The sequence below is a fragment of the Methylorubrum salsuginis genome (genome assembly GCF_900114375.1).
GTDB lineage: Bacteria > Pseudomonadota > Alphaproteobacteria > Rhizobiales > Beijerinckiaceae > Methylobacterium > Methylobacterium salsuginis.
This window is the reverse complement of record NZ_FOSV01000021.1, coordinates 29,086-43,380: the sequence shown is the minus strand read 5'-3', so window position 1 is coordinate 43,380 and position 14,295 is coordinate 29,086. Positions and strand designations below refer to the sequence as shown.

At 71.2% G+C, this 14,295-nt stretch carries 16 protein-coding genes; 12 read left to right on the top strand and 4 right to left on the bottom strand.

Going from position 1 to position 14,295, the window contains the following annotated elements; genetic code table 11:
• Nucleotides 1-24: 24 nt before the first annotated feature.
• The 8 genes from BM140_RS19965 (at nt 25) to bchI (ending at nt 7,291) form a co-directional block, all read left to right on the top strand.
• Nucleotides 25-762 carry an LPS export ABC transporter periplasmic protein LptC gene (locus BM140_RS19965; protein ID WP_244535520.1) on the top strand — a complete coding sequence of 246 codons (738 nt, stop codon included), beginning with the start codon at nt 25-27 and terminating at the stop codon, nt 760-762.
• Nucleotides 759-1,496: an LptA/OstA family protein gene (locus BM140_RS19960; protein ID WP_091950365.1), complete on the top strand. Its 738-nt coding sequence runs from the start codon at nt 759-761 to the stop codon at nt 1,494-1,496. The genes BM140_RS19965 and BM140_RS19960 overlap by 4 nt, the downstream gene beginning before the upstream one ends.
• A 16-nt stretch (nt 1,497-1,512) precedes the next feature.
• Nucleotides 1,513-2,379 carry an LPS export ABC transporter ATP-binding protein gene (lptB, locus tag BM140_RS19955; protein ID WP_091950425.1) on the top strand — a complete coding sequence of 289 codons (867 nt, stop codon included), beginning with the start codon at nt 1,513-1,515 and terminating at the stop codon, nt 2,377-2,379.
• A 375-nt stretch (nt 2,380-2,754) separates the two neighbouring features.
• Nucleotides 2,755-4,296: an RNA polymerase factor sigma-54 gene (rpoN, locus tag BM140_RS19950; protein WP_091950363.1), complete on the top strand. Its 1,542-nt coding sequence runs from the start codon at nt 2,755-2,757 to the stop codon at nt 4,294-4,296.
• A 301-nt stretch (nt 4,297-4,597) separates the two neighbouring features.
• Nucleotides 4,598-5,206: a ribosome hibernation-promoting factor, HPF/YfiA family gene (hpf, locus tag BM140_RS19945; RefSeq protein ID WP_091950361.1), complete on the top strand. Its 609-nt coding sequence runs from the start codon at nt 4,598-4,600 to the stop codon at nt 5,204-5,206.
• Between the two features lie 117 nt (nt 5,207-5,323).
• Nucleotides 5,324-5,791 carry a PTS IIA-like nitrogen regulatory protein PtsN gene (gene ptsN / locus BM140_RS19940; protein WP_091950358.1) on the top strand — a complete coding sequence of 156 codons (468 nt, stop codon included), beginning with the start codon at nt 5,324-5,326 and terminating at the stop codon, nt 5,789-5,791.
• 15 nt (nt 5,792-5,806) lie between these two features.
• Entirely contained in the window at nt 5,807-6,133 is a 327-nt protein-coding gene (locus tag BM140_RS19935) for a hypothetical protein (RefSeq protein ID WP_091950356.1), read from the top strand.
• Between the two features lie 147 nt (nt 6,134-6,280).
• A complete protein-coding gene (bchI, locus tag BM140_RS19930; protein WP_091950354.1) occupies nt 6,281-7,291 on the top strand; it encodes a magnesium chelatase ATPase subunit I in 1,011 nt (336 codons plus the stop codon).
• A gap of 121 nt (nt 7,292-7,412) precedes the next feature.
• Here the strand turns inward: bchI and BM140_RS19925 are convergent, their stop codons facing one another.
• From BM140_RS19925 to BM140_RS19910, 4 genes are all read right to left on the bottom strand, one after another.
• Nucleotides 7,413-8,051 (bottom strand): 2,3-bisphosphoglycerate-dependent phosphoglycerate mutase, encoded by a 639-nt coding sequence (locus tag BM140_RS19925; RefSeq protein ID WP_091950352.1) that lies wholly within the window; start codon nt 8,049-8,051, stop codon nt 7,413-7,415.
• 214 nt (nt 8,052-8,265) lie between these two features.
• The gene (gene dapB, locus BM140_RS19920; RefSeq protein WP_091950350.1) at nt 8,266-9,063 is read right to left on the bottom strand and encodes a 4-hydroxy-tetrahydrodipicolinate reductase; all 798 of its coding nucleotides are present in this window, start codon (nt 9,061-9,063) and stop codon (nt 8,266-8,268) included.
• Between the two features lie 61 nt (nt 9,064-9,124).
• Complete coding sequence (locus BM140_RS19915) at nt 9,125-9,832, bottom strand: MarC family protein (protein WP_091950348.1); 708 nt, start codon at nt 9,830-9,832, stop codon at nt 9,125-9,127.
• A gap of 10 nt (nt 9,833-9,842) precedes the next feature.
• Nucleotides 9,843-10,577 (bottom strand): class I SAM-dependent methyltransferase, encoded by a 735-nt coding sequence (locus BM140_RS19910; protein ID WP_091950346.1) that lies wholly within the window; start codon nt 10,575-10,577, stop codon nt 9,843-9,845.
• A 247-nt stretch (nt 10,578-10,824) separates the two neighbouring features.
• Between BM140_RS19910 and gloB the strand changes: the two genes are divergently transcribed.
• From gloB to BM140_RS19890, 4 genes are all read left to right on the top strand, one after another.
• Entirely contained in the window at nt 10,825-11,604 is a 780-nt protein-coding gene (gene gloB, locus BM140_RS19905) for a hydroxyacylglutathione hydrolase (RefSeq protein WP_091950343.1), read from the top strand.
• Nucleotides 11,605-11,840: 236 nt separating this feature from the next.
• Nucleotides 11,841-11,993: a histidine kinase gene (locus BM140_RS19900; RefSeq protein ID WP_091950340.1), complete on the top strand. Its 153-nt coding sequence runs from the start codon at nt 11,841-11,843 to the stop codon at nt 11,991-11,993.
• Nucleotides 11,990-12,967 carry a site-specific tyrosine recombinase XerD gene (locus tag BM140_RS19895; protein ID WP_091950338.1) on the top strand — a complete coding sequence of 326 codons (978 nt, stop codon included), beginning with the start codon at nt 11,990-11,992 and terminating at the stop codon, nt 12,965-12,967. Before BM140_RS19900 ends, BM140_RS19895 begins: the two co-directional genes overlap by 4 nt.
• A gap of 103 nt (nt 12,968-13,070) precedes the next feature.
• Nucleotides 13,071-14,237 (top strand): GGDEF domain-containing protein, encoded by a 1,167-nt coding sequence (locus BM140_RS19890; protein ID WP_091950336.1) that lies wholly within the window; start codon nt 13,071-13,073, stop codon nt 14,235-14,237.
• Nucleotides 14,238-14,295 lie beyond the last annotated feature (58 nt).

The window sequence follows — 14,295 nt, the reverse complement described above, 5'->3', positions numbered from 1 at the left end:
CGCGCCGACCCTTTCGGGAACGCGATGCAGGTGGCCGACCCCCTCCGGACGGACAGAGGCGCCGACGTGCTGGCCGCGAACGAGACCGCGCGCCGCCGCAAGGCGCACGGCCGGGCGCGCCGCCACAGCGCCCAGGTGCGCACGTTGCGCCGCGTCATCCCGGCGGCGGCGGGCCTCGCCGTGCTGGGGCTGGCCGGCTTCGTGCTGTGGGGGCCGCTCTCCAGCGGGCTGCCCGCGGTCGAGTTCGGACCGATCTCGGTCTCCGGCACCAAGGTCACGATGGAGAGCCCGCGGCTTTCCGGCTTCCGCAAGGGCGAGCGCGGCTACGAGGTCACGGCCACCGCCGCGCAGCAGGACGTGCGCAAGCCCAGCATCATCGAGCTGCAGGCGATGAAGGGCCACGTCGCCACCGACGACAAGGGCGGGCGCGCCTATCTCCAGGCGCAGGGTGGCGTGTTCGATTCGAGCAAGGATTCGCTCAACCTCGAGAACGACATCCGCCTCTGGACCGACAAGGGCGAGGAGATCCGCCTCTCGGTGGCCACCATCGACTTCAAGGCTGGCAGCGTCCACTCGACGAAGCCCGTCACCGTCACGGTGCCCTCGGGCTCGATCAACGCCGACAGCCTCGACGTGATCGAGAACGGCCGGGTCATCTCCTTCGTCGGCCGGGTTCAGGCGGTGTTCCACGGCGAGGACGGGGGCAAGGCGCCCGAGCGCATCCGCACCTCGGCGGCCGAGGCGCCGGAGGCCGGCCGATGAGCCGCCCCGTCACGCGGGCGCTGCTCGCCGCCCTGGCACTCGCCCTTACCGCACCGGGGGCGGGCGCCGTGGCACAAGCGCCCGCGGCCGCCAAGGATGCAAAGCCCGCCCCGCTCGGCACCGTCGGCGGCGGCAAGGGGCCGATCAAGATCGACGCCGACCGGCTCGACGTGTTCGACAAGGAGAGCAAGGCGGTCTTCGCCGGCAACGTCGTCGCCGTGCAGAGCGACAGCACGATCCGCTGCTCGACGCTGACCGTCCACTACAAGCGCGACCGCGACAAGGACCCCGGCAAGGAAGCAAGCAAGACCGCCGCGGTGGAAGCCGAGAAGCCCAAGGACGCCAACGCGCTCGCCGGCAACGGCATCCGCAAGGTCGAGTGCGCCGGCCCCGTGACGGTCTCGCAGAAGGATCAGGTCGCCACCGGCGACAACGCGGTGTTCGACCAAGAGGCCAAGCGCATCATCCTGACGGGCAACGTCGTACTCAGCCAGTGCCAGAACGTCACCCGCGGCTCGCGCCTCGTCTACGACATGGCCACCGGCCGGGCGAACATGGACCCGGTGGCGGGCGGGCGCGTCTCGGCGATGTTCGTGCCGGGGCAGGGGGGCGACGCGCAAGGGAAATCGGGCACGGCGGGCCCGAAGGGCTGCGCCCAGCCGGCGGTGGCGGGCAAGCCCGCCAAGGCCGCCGCCGAGAAACCCGCCCCGAAGACGCGGGCGCAGGCGAACTGACGTGACGGGCGCCGCGATGCCGGTGGCGGCTCCGCTGCGCGCGGGCGCCGACGCGAAGCCGACCGGGCGGCCCCGCACCGGCGGCCTGTTCGGCCGTCTGTTCGGGCGCGGCCGGTCCGCGCCCCGTTCCGAGGCCGGCCAGCCGGCGGGCGAGGGCGGCCAGGGCGTCCTCTACGTACGGGGCCTGCGCAAGAGCTACGGCGCCCGCACCGTGGTTCACGAGGCCGGGCTCACCGTCCACAACGGCGAGGCGGTGGGACTGCTCGGCCCCAACGGCGCGGGCAAGACCACGATCTTCTACATGATCACCGGCCTCGTCCCGGCCGATCGCGGCTTCATCAGCCTCGACGGGATGGAGATCACCCATCTGCCGATGTACCAGCGCGCACGGCTGGGCATCGGCTACCTGCCGCAGGAAGCCTCGATCTTCCGGGGCCTCACGGTCGAGGACAACATCCGCGCCGTGCTCGAAGTCGCCGAGCCCGACCGCAAGGCCCGCGAGCGCAAGCTCGAATCGCTGCTGGACGAGTTCGACATCGCTCGCTTACGCAAGTCGCCCTCGATCGCGCTGTCGGGCGGCGAGCGCCGCCGCTGCGAGATCGCCCGGGCGCTCGCCTCCTCGCCGACCTTCATGCTGCTCGACGAGCCCTTCGCCGGCATCGACCCGATCGCGGTCGGCGACATCCAGGACTTGGTGAAGCACCTCAAGCAGCGCGGCATCGGCGTGCTCATCACGGATCACAACGTCCGCGAGACGCTGGGCCTGATCGACCGCGCCTACATCGCCCATTCCGGCCGCATCCTCACCGAAGGCACGCCCGAGCAGATCGTGGCGAACGAGGATGCAAGGCGGCTGTATCTGGGCGAGGATTTCCGCCTGTAGAGCATCGGCTTTTTTCCGAAAGCCGGTTCCCACCTTTCGGGACGATGCTCTAGCCGCCCCTCGCCTGCGGGGGCCGTTGCAGTCTCCGCGGTCCCGCTAACCCTCCCTCAACCAGTCCCGACATCACCCGCCGGCGTGCAACACTTTATTGGCGCCGGCCGGGCCTGAATGCGTTGGCGTGTCCGCGGGGGGCGGTTCGTGTGGCGCCGCTGCCGCTGCGACGGGTTTTCCCGAGGGAGTCGGCCAATCACGCTTTGACGGGCGGACGGGGAGGGGCTAGACCTGTCAAATGAAGGAGCAAGAATTGTGCCGGAACGGGCACGGTCCCCGCAGGGATCGTGATTAATCAATGCTTCTCGGGGGTTAGGCTTCGCCATGAGTCTGCTGCAACGGTTGGAGATGCGCCAGGGTCAGGCCCTGGTGATGACCCCGCAGCTCCTGCAGGCGATCAAGCTGCTGCAGCTCTCGCAGCTCGATCTCGCAGCCTATGTCGATGCCGAGCTGGAGCGCAATCCGCTCCTGGAGCGCGTCGAAGGCGAGGCCGGACCCGAGCGCGAGGCGCCGGAGCCCGCGCCTGAATCCGGCGGCGACTACGACGGCGGCGAGGCGCCCGAGCCGGAATCCTGGCTCAGCCAGGACATGACGTCGAGCCGCAGCGAGATGGAGAACGCGCTCGACACCCGCCTCGACAACGTCTTCGCCGACGAGAACCCGGCCCCGCGCGAGCAGGCCGGCGGCGACATGCTCTCGCTGACGCCCGCGCCCTACGGCAACACCGGCGGCAGCTTCGACGGCGAGCTGCCCGATTTCGAGGCGAGCCTGACCGCCGAGACGTCCCTGCGCGAACACCTCGCCGCGCAGCTCGACCTCGCGACGTCGTCTCCCTCGGATCGGCTGATCGGCAGCTTCCTGATCGATGCCGTGGACGAGGCCGGGTATCTTCGCGAGTCGATCGACGCCGTGTCCGAGCGTCTCGGCGCCCGGCTCGACGACGTGGCTCGCGTCCTGAGGCTCGTCCAGACCTTCGACCCGCCGGGGATCGCCGCCCGCGACCTCGCCGAATGCCTCGCGATCCAGCTGCGCGAGCAGAACCGGTTCGATCCGGCGATGGAGGCCCTGGTCTCGCGCCTCGACCTCGTGGCCAAGCGCGATTTTCCCGCCCTGCGCAAGCTCTGCGGCGTCGACGACGAGGATCTGGTCGAGATGCTCGCCGAGATCCGCCGGCTCGACCCCAAGCCCGGCCGCGCCTTCGGCGCCCAGGCCGTCGAGGTGCTGATCCCCGACGTGTTCGTGCGCGCCGCCCCCGACGGCTCGTGGCTGGTGGAGCTGAACGGCGAGGCGCTGCCGCGGGTTCTGGTCAACCAGAGCTATTACGCCCGCGTCTCGAAGGGCGCGGTGGCGGAAGGGGACAAGGCGTTCCTGTCCGAGTGCCTGCAGACGGCAAACTGGCTCACCCGCAGCCTGGAGCAGCGGGCGCGCACCATCCTCAAGGTCGCCACCGAGATCGTGCGCCAGCAGGACGCGTTCTTCCTGCACGGCGTCGCGCATCTGCGCCCCTTGAACCTCAAGACGGTCGCCGAGGCGATCGGTATGCACGAATCGACCGTCTCGCGGGTCACCTCCAACAAGTCGATCGGCACCAGCCGCGGCACGCTGGAGATGAAGTACTTCTTCACCGCCGCGATTCCCGGCGCCGCGGGCGCCGCCGCCCATTCGTCCGAAGCCGTGCGCCACCGCATCAAGCAGCTCGTCGATGCCGAGGCCTCCGACGTGCTCTCCGACGACGCCCTGGTGCAGCGCCTGCGCGACGAGGGCGTGGACATCGCCCGGCGCACCGTGGCGAAGTACCGGGAGTCGCTGCGGATTCCCTCCTCGATCGAGCGGCGGCGGGCCAGGATGGCGCACGCGGGGCGATAAGGAGCGCGTGGCGCCGACGCGGTTCGGGCCCGCTTTCAAAAGCCCTCCGTCGTCATTCCGGGGCTCGCCGAAGGCAAGAACCCGGAATCCACGACTGGGCACGGCGGTGCAGTTCCAACCGGGCATCCCACATCACGGGTGGATTCCGGGTTCCGCTGCGCGGCCCCGGAATGACGGGTGGTGGTGGGTCTGAAAGGGGCCTCGCCCCGCCCCCCGCGCCGTTCGTCGGCTTGCCTTTTCGTTGACTTGCCGAGTCCCGCTTTCTAACTCTCGATGCCTCGGGAGGAGATCGGAGACATCGATGGCAGGTTTGCGGGTCACGGGGCATGGCCTCGACCTCGGGACGGCTCTGCGGGGCCGGGTCGAGGACCGGATGGCGGCGACGCTGGCGAAATATCTCGATCCGCACATGAGCAGCACCTGCACCGGCCACGTCACGCTCCGGCGCGACGGCACGGCCTACCGCACCGATTGCGTCGTCCACCTCGCCACCGGACTCACGCTGGAAGCCTCGGGCAACGCCCATGACGCCCATGCGAGCTTCGAGCAGACCGCGGACCGGCTGGAGAAGCGCCTACGCCGCTACAAGCACAAGCTGAAGGACCACGGCGCGGGCGCCCAGAACGGCGCCGCGATCGAGGCGGCCTATGCCGTCTTCGCCGCCCCGGACGAGGCCGTGGACGACGAGCCGGTGGACGACGAGGCGGAAGAAGGCGAGCACCCGCCGGTCGTCGCCGAGAGCACCCGGACGCTGCGCCGCCAGTCGGTCAGCGAGGCCGTCACCGCGCTCGACCTCACCGGCGCCCCCGTCGTCGTCTTCGTTCACGCTGGCACGGGGCGCATCAACGTCGTATACCGGCGCAGCGATGGCGCGATCGGGTGGGTCGATCCTCCGGACGAGCGCGCCTGAGGCACGTCCCCCTCCGGGGCGTCCTTTCCCGAGGGCCGGGCCGTCAACCGGCCCGGACGCCTCGCACACGAGCGCGGGATCGATGGATGGATTCCGCCCACAGGGCGTTTTGTTTTCATGCCGATCCTGGATTTCCTGAGTCAGGACGCCGTCGTCCCGTCCCTGCGCGCGCGGGACAAGAAGCACGCGCTCCAGGAACTCGCGGCCCATTCGGCCCGGCACCTGCCGGACCTGTCCGAGCGCGACATCTTCGAGACGCTGCTTCAGCGCGAGCGTCTCGGCTCCACCGGCATCGGCGACGGCGTGGCGATCCCGCACGGCAAGCTGGCCCGGCTCGGCAAGCTGTTCGGCCTCGTCGCCCGGCTGGAGAAGCCGGTGGATTTCGACGCGCTGGACGGCCAGCCGATCGACGTCGCCTTCCTGCTGCTCGCCCCCGAGGGCGCGGGCGCCGATCATCTCAAGGCTTTGGCCCAGGTCGCCCGCGTGCTGCGCGAGCCCGGCATGCTGGAGCGCATCCGCACCGCCCGCGACGCCACCGCGCTCTACGCCCTGCTTGCCCACGGTTCCACGCCCCAGGCCGCCTGAGATGACGCTCCTGAAATGACTGCGACGACCCGTTTCGGCCTCCTCGCCGCCGCGAGCCTCTGGCCCTGCCTCGCCCTCGCCCAGAGCGACACGACCTGTGCCCGCGACGTGCTCGTGGCCAATTCCATGCAGCGCCAAGCGATCGACCAGTTGGAGAGCGGGGGCGACGACGACGCGAGCCGCTGCCGCGTCTGGCGCCGCCACGTCGACACCATGCGCCGCATCGCGGGCGTCTACGGCCGCTGCCTGTCCGGGCCGGAGCGGGCCGAGCGGCTCGGTCAGGTCCAGGGCTCGGAAAAGGAGTTCGGCGGGCTTCTGCGCAGCCGCTGCAAGGGCTTGTGAGTCGCGCTGTGCGTGGTTGAGCGGATCGCCCAACGGCGCTCAAGCTCGGCTGGCCCCGCCTGCGGAATCGTGCATGATCGCTTGGCCCCGCCGACCGTCCGTGACACCGGATCCCCCATCGGCGCCAGACACGGAAACCCCCGCCCGGTGCCTGCCTTCCCCTTCACCGCCATCGTCGCCCAGGAGGAGATGAAGCGGGCCCTGCTGATCGCCGCGGTCGATCCGACGGTCGGCGGCGTGCTCGTCTTCGGTGATCGCGGCACCGGCAAGTCGACGGCGATCCGGGCGCTCGCCGCCCTGCTGCCGAAGATCCGCGCGGTCGCCGGCTGCCCCTATTCCTGCTCGCCCGACGCCCCGGCCGCCGACTGCCCACACTGCTCTCAGGGAAGGGGCAAGACGCACACGATCCCGGTGCCGGTGGTCGATCTGCCGCTCGGCGCCACCGAGGACCGGGTGGTCGGCGCGCTCGATCTGGAGCGGGCGCTGACGCGGGGCGAGAAGGCGTTCGAGCCCGGCCTGCTGGCGCGGGCCAACCGCGGCTTCCTCTACATCGACGAGGTGAATCTGCTGGAGGACCACCTCGTGGACCTTCTGCTCGACGTGGCGGCCTCCGGGGTCAACACGGTGGAGCGGGAGGGCCTGTCGCTGCGCCATCCGGCCCGGTTCGTCCTCGTCGGCAGCGGCAACCCGGAGGAGGGCGAGTTGCGCCCGCAGCTCCTCGACCGGTTCGGCCTCGCCTGCGAGGTCGGCACGCCGACGGAGATCGCCACCCGGATCGAGGTGGTGCGCCGCCGCGACGCCTACGAGCGCGACCCGGAAGGGTTCTGCGCCGCGCACGCCAAGACCGAGAAGGCGCTGCAGAAGCGCATCGTCGCCGCCCGCGAGCGGCTGGGCAGCGTCACCGTGCCGGATGCGGTGCTGGAGGCGGCGGCCAAGCTGTGCTTGGCACTCGGCACCGACGGCCTGCGCGGCGAACTCACGTTGATGCGCACCGCCCGCGCGCTGGCGGCGCTCGACGGCGCGGAGACGGTGGGGATCGAGCATCTGCGGCAGGTGGCGCCGAGCGCCCTGCGCCACCGCCTGCGCCGCAACCCGCTGGACGAATCCGGCTCGACCGCGCGCGTCGCCCGCGCGATCACCGAAGTTCTCCCTCAATAAGGGGTTCCCAAAGGGCGAGCCCTTTGGCGGGGGATGGGGCGGAGCCCCATGGATGGCTCCGCCGGCCAGGGCTTTGACCTGGACCCACGAAAGGACGTGTCCTTTCGAAACCGGGACTTTCTCAGTCCGCGGCGTCGATGTCCTTGTCGAGGATCAGCTTGGACTCGACCGTGGTATCGGCCTTGAGGTGGTAGACCAGCGGGATGCCGGTGGCGATCTCGAGGCTGGCGATCGTCTTGGTGGTCATGCCGTCGAGCACCATCACCAGGGCGCGCAGCGAGTTGCCGTGGGCGGCCACCAGCACCCGCTCGCCGCCCATGACGCGGGGCAGGATGTGCTGGATGTAGTAGGGCAGCACGCGGGCCGCGGTGTCCTTCAGGCTCTCACCGCCGGGGGGCGGCACGTCGTAGGAGCGGCGCCACTCATGGACCTGGGCATCGCCCCAGCGCTCGCGGGCATCGTCCTTGTTGAGGCCGGCGAGATCGCCGTAATCGCGCTCGTTCAACGCCTCGGAGCGGATCGTCTCCAGGCCGGACTGGCCCATCGATTCGAGGATCAGCGCGCAGGTGTTCTGGGCGCGCTTGAGGTTCGAGGTGAAGGCCACGTCGAACTGCGAGCCTTGAGCCTTGAGCCAGCGACCGGCAGTGCGGGCCTCCTCCACGCCCAGCGGCGTCAGGTCCGGGTCGCGCCAGCCGGTGAACAGCTTCTTGAGGTTCCATTCGCTCTGGCCGTGGCGAGCGAGGACGAGCATGCGCTCCATGGGAGATCCATCATCTTGGAAGATCGGGCAGGCCCGTTGCGGCGCTGCTTAGCAGAGCCCATGCCGACGCCCAAGCTCGGGCGGTCTCGTCGAAAAGACGAGTCGCTACGGATAAGCCGAGCTGTCATACCGCGTGGCGCGGGGCAAGACAGATGATCCTGCCGTCGCAGGGACGATCGACGATGAGCGCATCATCGTCGATCGGTCGTGGGCCTCACAGCCCCAGCACGTCGTCCATGCCGTAGAGGCCCGGCGGCTTGTCGAAGGCCCATTGCGCGGCCTTGAGCGCGCCGCGGGCGAAGATCGCCCGGTCCTCGGCGTGGTGGGAGAGGGTGATCCGCTCGGAGGGGCCGGCGAAGATCACGCTGTGGTCGCCGACCACCGAGCCGCCCCGCAAAGTCGCGAAGCCGATATCGCCGGGCCGGCGCGCGCCGGTATGGCCTTCGCGCGTCGCCACACTGGTCTCGGCGAGCGACACGTTGCGCCCTTGCGCCGCCGCCTCGCCGAGCAGCAGGGCGGTGCCCGAGGGAGCATCGACCTTCATGCGGTGGTGCATCTCCAGCACCTCGATGTCGAACTCTTCACCCAGCGTCGCCGCGACCTTGCGCACGAGGCCGGCCAGCAGGTTGACGCCCAGCGACATATTGCCCGAGCGTACGAGGCGGGCATGGAAGCTCGCCGCCCGCAGGCGCTCCAGGTCGTCCTCGGAGAAGCCGGTGGTGCCGATGACGTGGACGATGCGGGCCTGCGCGGCGAGTTCGGCGAAGGCCACGGTCGCGGCCGGGGCGGTGAAGTCGAGCACCCCGTCGGCGGCCACGAACAGCGGGAGCGGATCGTCGGTGACGGGTACGCCGAGTTCGCCGATTCCCGCGAGCAGCCCGGCATCGCGCCCGATCGCCGGGGAGCCTGCGCGCTCGATGGCGCCGTGCAGGGAGCAGCCCTCGGCCTCGGCCACCGCGCGGATCAGCATCCGCCCCATGCGCCCTTCAGCGCCCACGACCACGAGCTTCATGCCTGCCCCATCTTCCGAACCGCCGCTTCGTGCGGGTGCTTCTACCGCAATCGCGCGGAGTTCAAGCCTTGTGGGCGGCGGCGATCAGCGGCCCGAGCACGTCCGAGATGCCGTTCACGGTGATCTGCGTGCCGACGCAGAGCAGCAGGAAGGCCGAGAGGCGCCCGAGGACGCGGGCCCGCACCGGCCCGATCAGGGTCACGACCCGGTCGGCCGAGCCGTAGGCGAGGCGGACCATGCCGGCGATGGCGAGCGCCGCGAGCGAGGCGCCGATATAGAAGCCGATCCGGTCCGGCCCCTCCGCCGGGCGGTTGGCACCGAGGGCGATCGCCACCGCGATGGTGCCGGGCCCGGTGGTGAAGGGCAGCGTCAGGGGGAAGAACGCGACCTCGGCCAGCCCCTCGCCGCGCACGCCCTCGCCGGGTTCCGGCCCGGCCTCGGCCTGCTTGCGGGCCTCGCGCGCCTCGGGGGCCGAGAGCAGCGTCCAGGCGGAGGCCGCGACGACGAGGCCGCCGGCGATGCGGAGCGCGGCCAGCGAGACGCCGAAGAAGTTGAGGATCGGCGCCCCGGCCCAGAGGGCGGCGAGCATCACGAGCGCGGCGTAGAAGCCGATCCGGCGCGACAGCTCCGCGCGGTCGGCGTGCGACCGCTCGGCCGTGACCTGCGCGAAGATCAGCGCCGAGCCCACCGGATTCACGATCGAGAACAGGCCCGACAGCGCGAGCAGGAAGCTGGTGAGGGCGGACTCAAAGCCCGTGAACGGGATCATTCCGTGGGCCTTAACCGGGCTGGCCGGCAGGCACCAGAACCCTGGCCGGAACGCGGGTCTCGAGGCGGCGCACCTGCCGAACGGTGACGGGCCGGTAGAGTTGCTTGGTCGCATCGACCACGTGCAGCCCGGCGAAGGGCAGGGCGAGGCCCGTGCCGAGGCGCTCCCAGGCGCCCGCGGTGCCGAGCCAGAACCGGCTGCGGATCGGCGGCATGTAGAGCGCCTCGGCCCAGCCCTCCGGCGAGAACAGGGTCTGGCGCATCAGCCGGCCGAGCTGCGAGCGGCTGTAGGGCTGGCCGTGGCCGAAGGGGGTCGCGTCGCGCCGCGCCCAGACGCCGGTGCGGTTGGGGACGACGAGGATCAGCCGGCCGCCCGGCGTCAGAACCCGCCACACCTCGGCGAGCAACTCGCTCGGGCTCTCGACCGCCTCCAGCGCGTGGACGAGGATCACCCGGTCGACCGCGGCTTCCGGCAGCGGCAGCATGGTCGGGTCGGCCAGCGCCGTCACCGAGCGCCCGCTGGAGGGCCAGTTCACCACCCCCTGCGTCGCCGGCATGAAGGCCAGCGTGCGCTCAGCGATGACGTGGACCGGCCCGAGATAGGGCGTGACGTAGCCGAGCCCGAGCACCCGCAGGCCGGAGACCGAGCCGAGGAAGCCGTGGATCGAGCGGGCGACGACGCGGTGCGTCACGGCGCCGAGCGGGCTGGCATAGAAGGCGCGCAGATCCGTGACGTCGAGGCGCATCGGGTGGGGTGCCGGCACGGCCGATCCTTCGCGGGACACGGGGAGGCGGGCCCGCGGACGCGCCCCTCGTCCGGCATCAATGGGGATCGCGACCGCGTCCGGCAAGCGGGGCGCGGCCAAGGATGTGGACGGCGCGAGCCGGCGCCCGCGCAGCAGGGCGTAGGGAACCGGTGGGGGGCCGAGCCGGTTCCCCGGCGACGTCCGGCCGAGCTTGTTCCGGACCACACGACGCGACGGGAGTTCTCCGATGCCGAACGCCGCCCCCGAGATCCGGGCCTTCCTGTGCCGGAGCGACAATATCGGCGTGCTGATCCGCGACCCCGAGAGCGGCGCCTGCGCCGCCATCGACGTGCCGGAGGCCGCCCCCGTCCTGGCCGCGCTCGACGCCGAGGGCTGGCGCCTCACCGACATCCTCGTCACCCACCGCCACGCCGACCATATCGAGGGCATCGCGGAGGTGGTGGAGCGCACCGGCGCCCGCGTCACCGCACCGGTGAAGGCGGGCGCGGCGGTGCCGGGCGCCGCCCGCTACGTCAGCGAGGGCGACCGCGTGACCGTGGGCGGCCTGGAGGCCGAGGTGTGGGAGACGCCGGGCCACTGCGCCGACCACGTCACCTACCACTTCGCCAAGGCCGGCGTGGTCTTCTCCGGCGACACCCTGTTCACGCTGGGCTGCGGCCGGGTGATGGAGGCCGATCCCGTCATCCTGTGGCGCTCGCTCGAACGCTTCCTGCCGCTGCCCGACGAGACGGCGGTCTATAGCGGGCACGATTACGTGCTCTCGAACGCCCGCTTCGCGCTCGCCGCCGACCCCGACAACGCCGCCCTCCGGGCCCGCGTCGCCGAAGCCGAAGCCTTGGCGAAGGAGGGCCGCTTTCTGATCCCCTCCACCCTCGGCGACGAGAAGGCGACGAACCCGTTCCTGCGCGCGGCCGAGCCGGCGCTGGCGCGGGCCGTCGATCTGCCCGAGGGCACCGACCCGGCCATGGTGTTCACCGCGCTGAGAGCCTGGAAGAACCGGTTCTGAGCGTCTCGCACAAAACGCCCGCTGCCCTGTCGCGGCCGAAAGAGGAACCGGCCGTGAACGGGAGTTTTGTGAGGCACTCTGAACGGCCCCGTCGCGCGCGGATTTGACCCGATCTGTGCTCTGCCGGTCCTTGCCTTCGCCGCCGCCCCGTGGGAATCGGGGCGGGCGGTCCCGCATTGCAACACGTCGGCAACACGGCCGCTCGTCCGCGTAGCCTTGCCGAAAGGCCGGTTCCCTTGCCCACCCTGTTCCGCTTCCTCGCCACGATCGCGATCCTCGCGGGGCTGGTCTTCGCCGGGATGTTCGCGCTCGCGACCTTCGTCCAGCCGACCCAGCGGGAAATGAGCGTGACCATCCCGAACACGAAGCTGCAGCCGGGCAACCGATGAGCGCGCCCCCGCCGCCGGACGTGGCGCGGGAGGACTTTTCGCGGGATTACCTGGAGATGCTCGCCGCCGAGCGGGGGGCCGCCGCCAACACGCTGGCGGCCTACCGGCGCGACCTCGACGATTATCTCGGCTACCTGACCGGCCAAGGGCTCGATCCGGTCGAGATCGAGGCCGAGATCGTCCGCGCCTACATCGCCGAGCTGGAACCGCGGGGGCTGAAGGCCTCCTCGGCGGCCCGCCGCCTGTCCTGCATCCGCGGCTTCCACCGCTTCCTCTACGCCGAGGGCTTCGCCGAGGGCGACCCGACCGCGCCGGTCGCCTCGCCGCGCCGGGCCAAGGGCCTGCCCAAGGTGCTCTCGGTGGCCGAAGTCGATCGCCTGCTCACTTTGGCCCGCGAGCGGGCCGAGGCGAATCCCGAGAACCGGGCCGAGGCGCGGGCGGCGACCCGGATGCTGTGCCTGCTCGAACTGCTCTACGCCACGGGTCTGCGGGTCTCAGAACTGATCGCCCTGCCGCGGACGGCCGCCGCGAGCCGGGAGCGCTACCTCGTGGTCAAGGGCAAGGGCGGACGCGAGCGGCTGGTGCCGCTGACCGACCTTGCCCGCGCCGCGATGGCGGCCCACGCCGCGCATCTGCCCGCGGACGGCCCCTGGCTGTTTCCCGCCGACAGCGAGAGCGGCCATCTCACGCGCCAAGCCTTCGCCCGCGACCTGAAGACGGTTGCGGCGGCGGCGGGCCTGCGATCCGACCGGGTCAGCCCGCACGTGCTGCGACACGCCTTCGCCAGCCACCTGCTCCAGAACGGTGCCGACCTGCGCATCGTGCAGGAACTGCTCGGGCACGCCGACATCGCCACGACCCAGATCTACACCCACGTCCTCGACGAGCGGCTGAAAGGCATGGTGCGCGATTTGCACCCGCTCAACGACGCGCCGGAGGACGAATCCACAATCCAGCCGGGCAAAACGTGTTAAATATCGCGAGCATGTGGGCTGGATAAGAAACCTTTCGGCCTGCTAGGCTAACCAGGGGTCGAAGCGGCCCACGCCGCCTCCGCCGCACCGATCAAGGGCAACGATGCGCCTCGATGTGCCGACCCTGTTCCTGATGACGGTCGCCGTCACCTTCATGGTGGGTGCGCTGTTTCTGTTGTCCTGGAGCCAGACCCGGCGCGAGCGGGCGCTGGCGATCTGGGGCATCGCTCATCTCGCCGGCAGCGTCGCCTCCTGCATGCTGGGCCTGCGCGGCGCGATCCCAGATCCGGTCTCGATCGGGCTCGGCAACGCCGTGATGATCGGCGCCTACGGCCTGATCTGGAGCGGCGTGCGCGCCTTCGAGGGGCGCCGCCCGCTCCTCGGCTGGGCGCTGGCCGGGTCCGTCGTCTGGCTCGGGGCCTGCCTCGCGCCGGCCTTCTACGCCTCGCTGCCGGCCCGCATTATCGTGGCCTCCATCATCGCGGGCAGCTACTGCGCGCTCGGTGCCTGGACGGTCTGGCGGGGCCGCGGCGAGCCGCTGGTGTCGCGCTATCCGGCCCTCATCCTGCTCGGGACCTATGCCGTCATCTACTGGGTCCGCATCCCACTGGCCGCGTTCATCCCGCCCCCGGCCTTCGCGCCTGGCTCCGATTCGCCCTGGTTCGCGATCCTGTGCTTCGTCGGCACCCTCTATTCGATCGCCATCGCCTTCGTGCTGATGGCCCTCACCAAGGAGCGGGCCGAGCGCGAACAGCGGCTCGCCGCCGAGACCGACGCGCTCACCGGCATCGCCAGCCGCCGCGCCTTCGTGGCCCGGGCCGAGGCCTGCCTCGCCATCCGTCCCGCCGCCCTGCTCCTGCTCGACCTCGACCACTTCAAGGCGATCAACGACCGCTACGGCCACAGCGTCGGCGATGCGGTGCTCACCGCGTTCTGCCACGCCGCATCGCCGATGCTGCCGCGCAGCGCCGTGTTCGGGCGCCTGGGCGGCGAGGAATTCGCCTGCCTTCTGCCGGAAACCGGCCCGGTGCTGGCCGCCCGCTTCGCCGAGAGCGTGCGCGATTCCGTCGGCCGCATCGCCCATCCGGACTATCCGGACCTGCGCGTCGGCGTCAGCATCGGCATCGCCGCCGCGGGCGCCGGCGGGGCCCTCGACGACCTGCTGCGCCGCGCCGACGGCGCCCTCTACGGCGCGAAGCATTCCGGCCGCGATCAGGTGATGGTGGACGAGACGCCCATACCCGAGGCGGCGGTCGTGCTGGCGGCCTGACGCGCGCGGCGGGCCTTCACGCGATCCTGATGGCGGCGCGGGTCCGCCGCATGGCCGA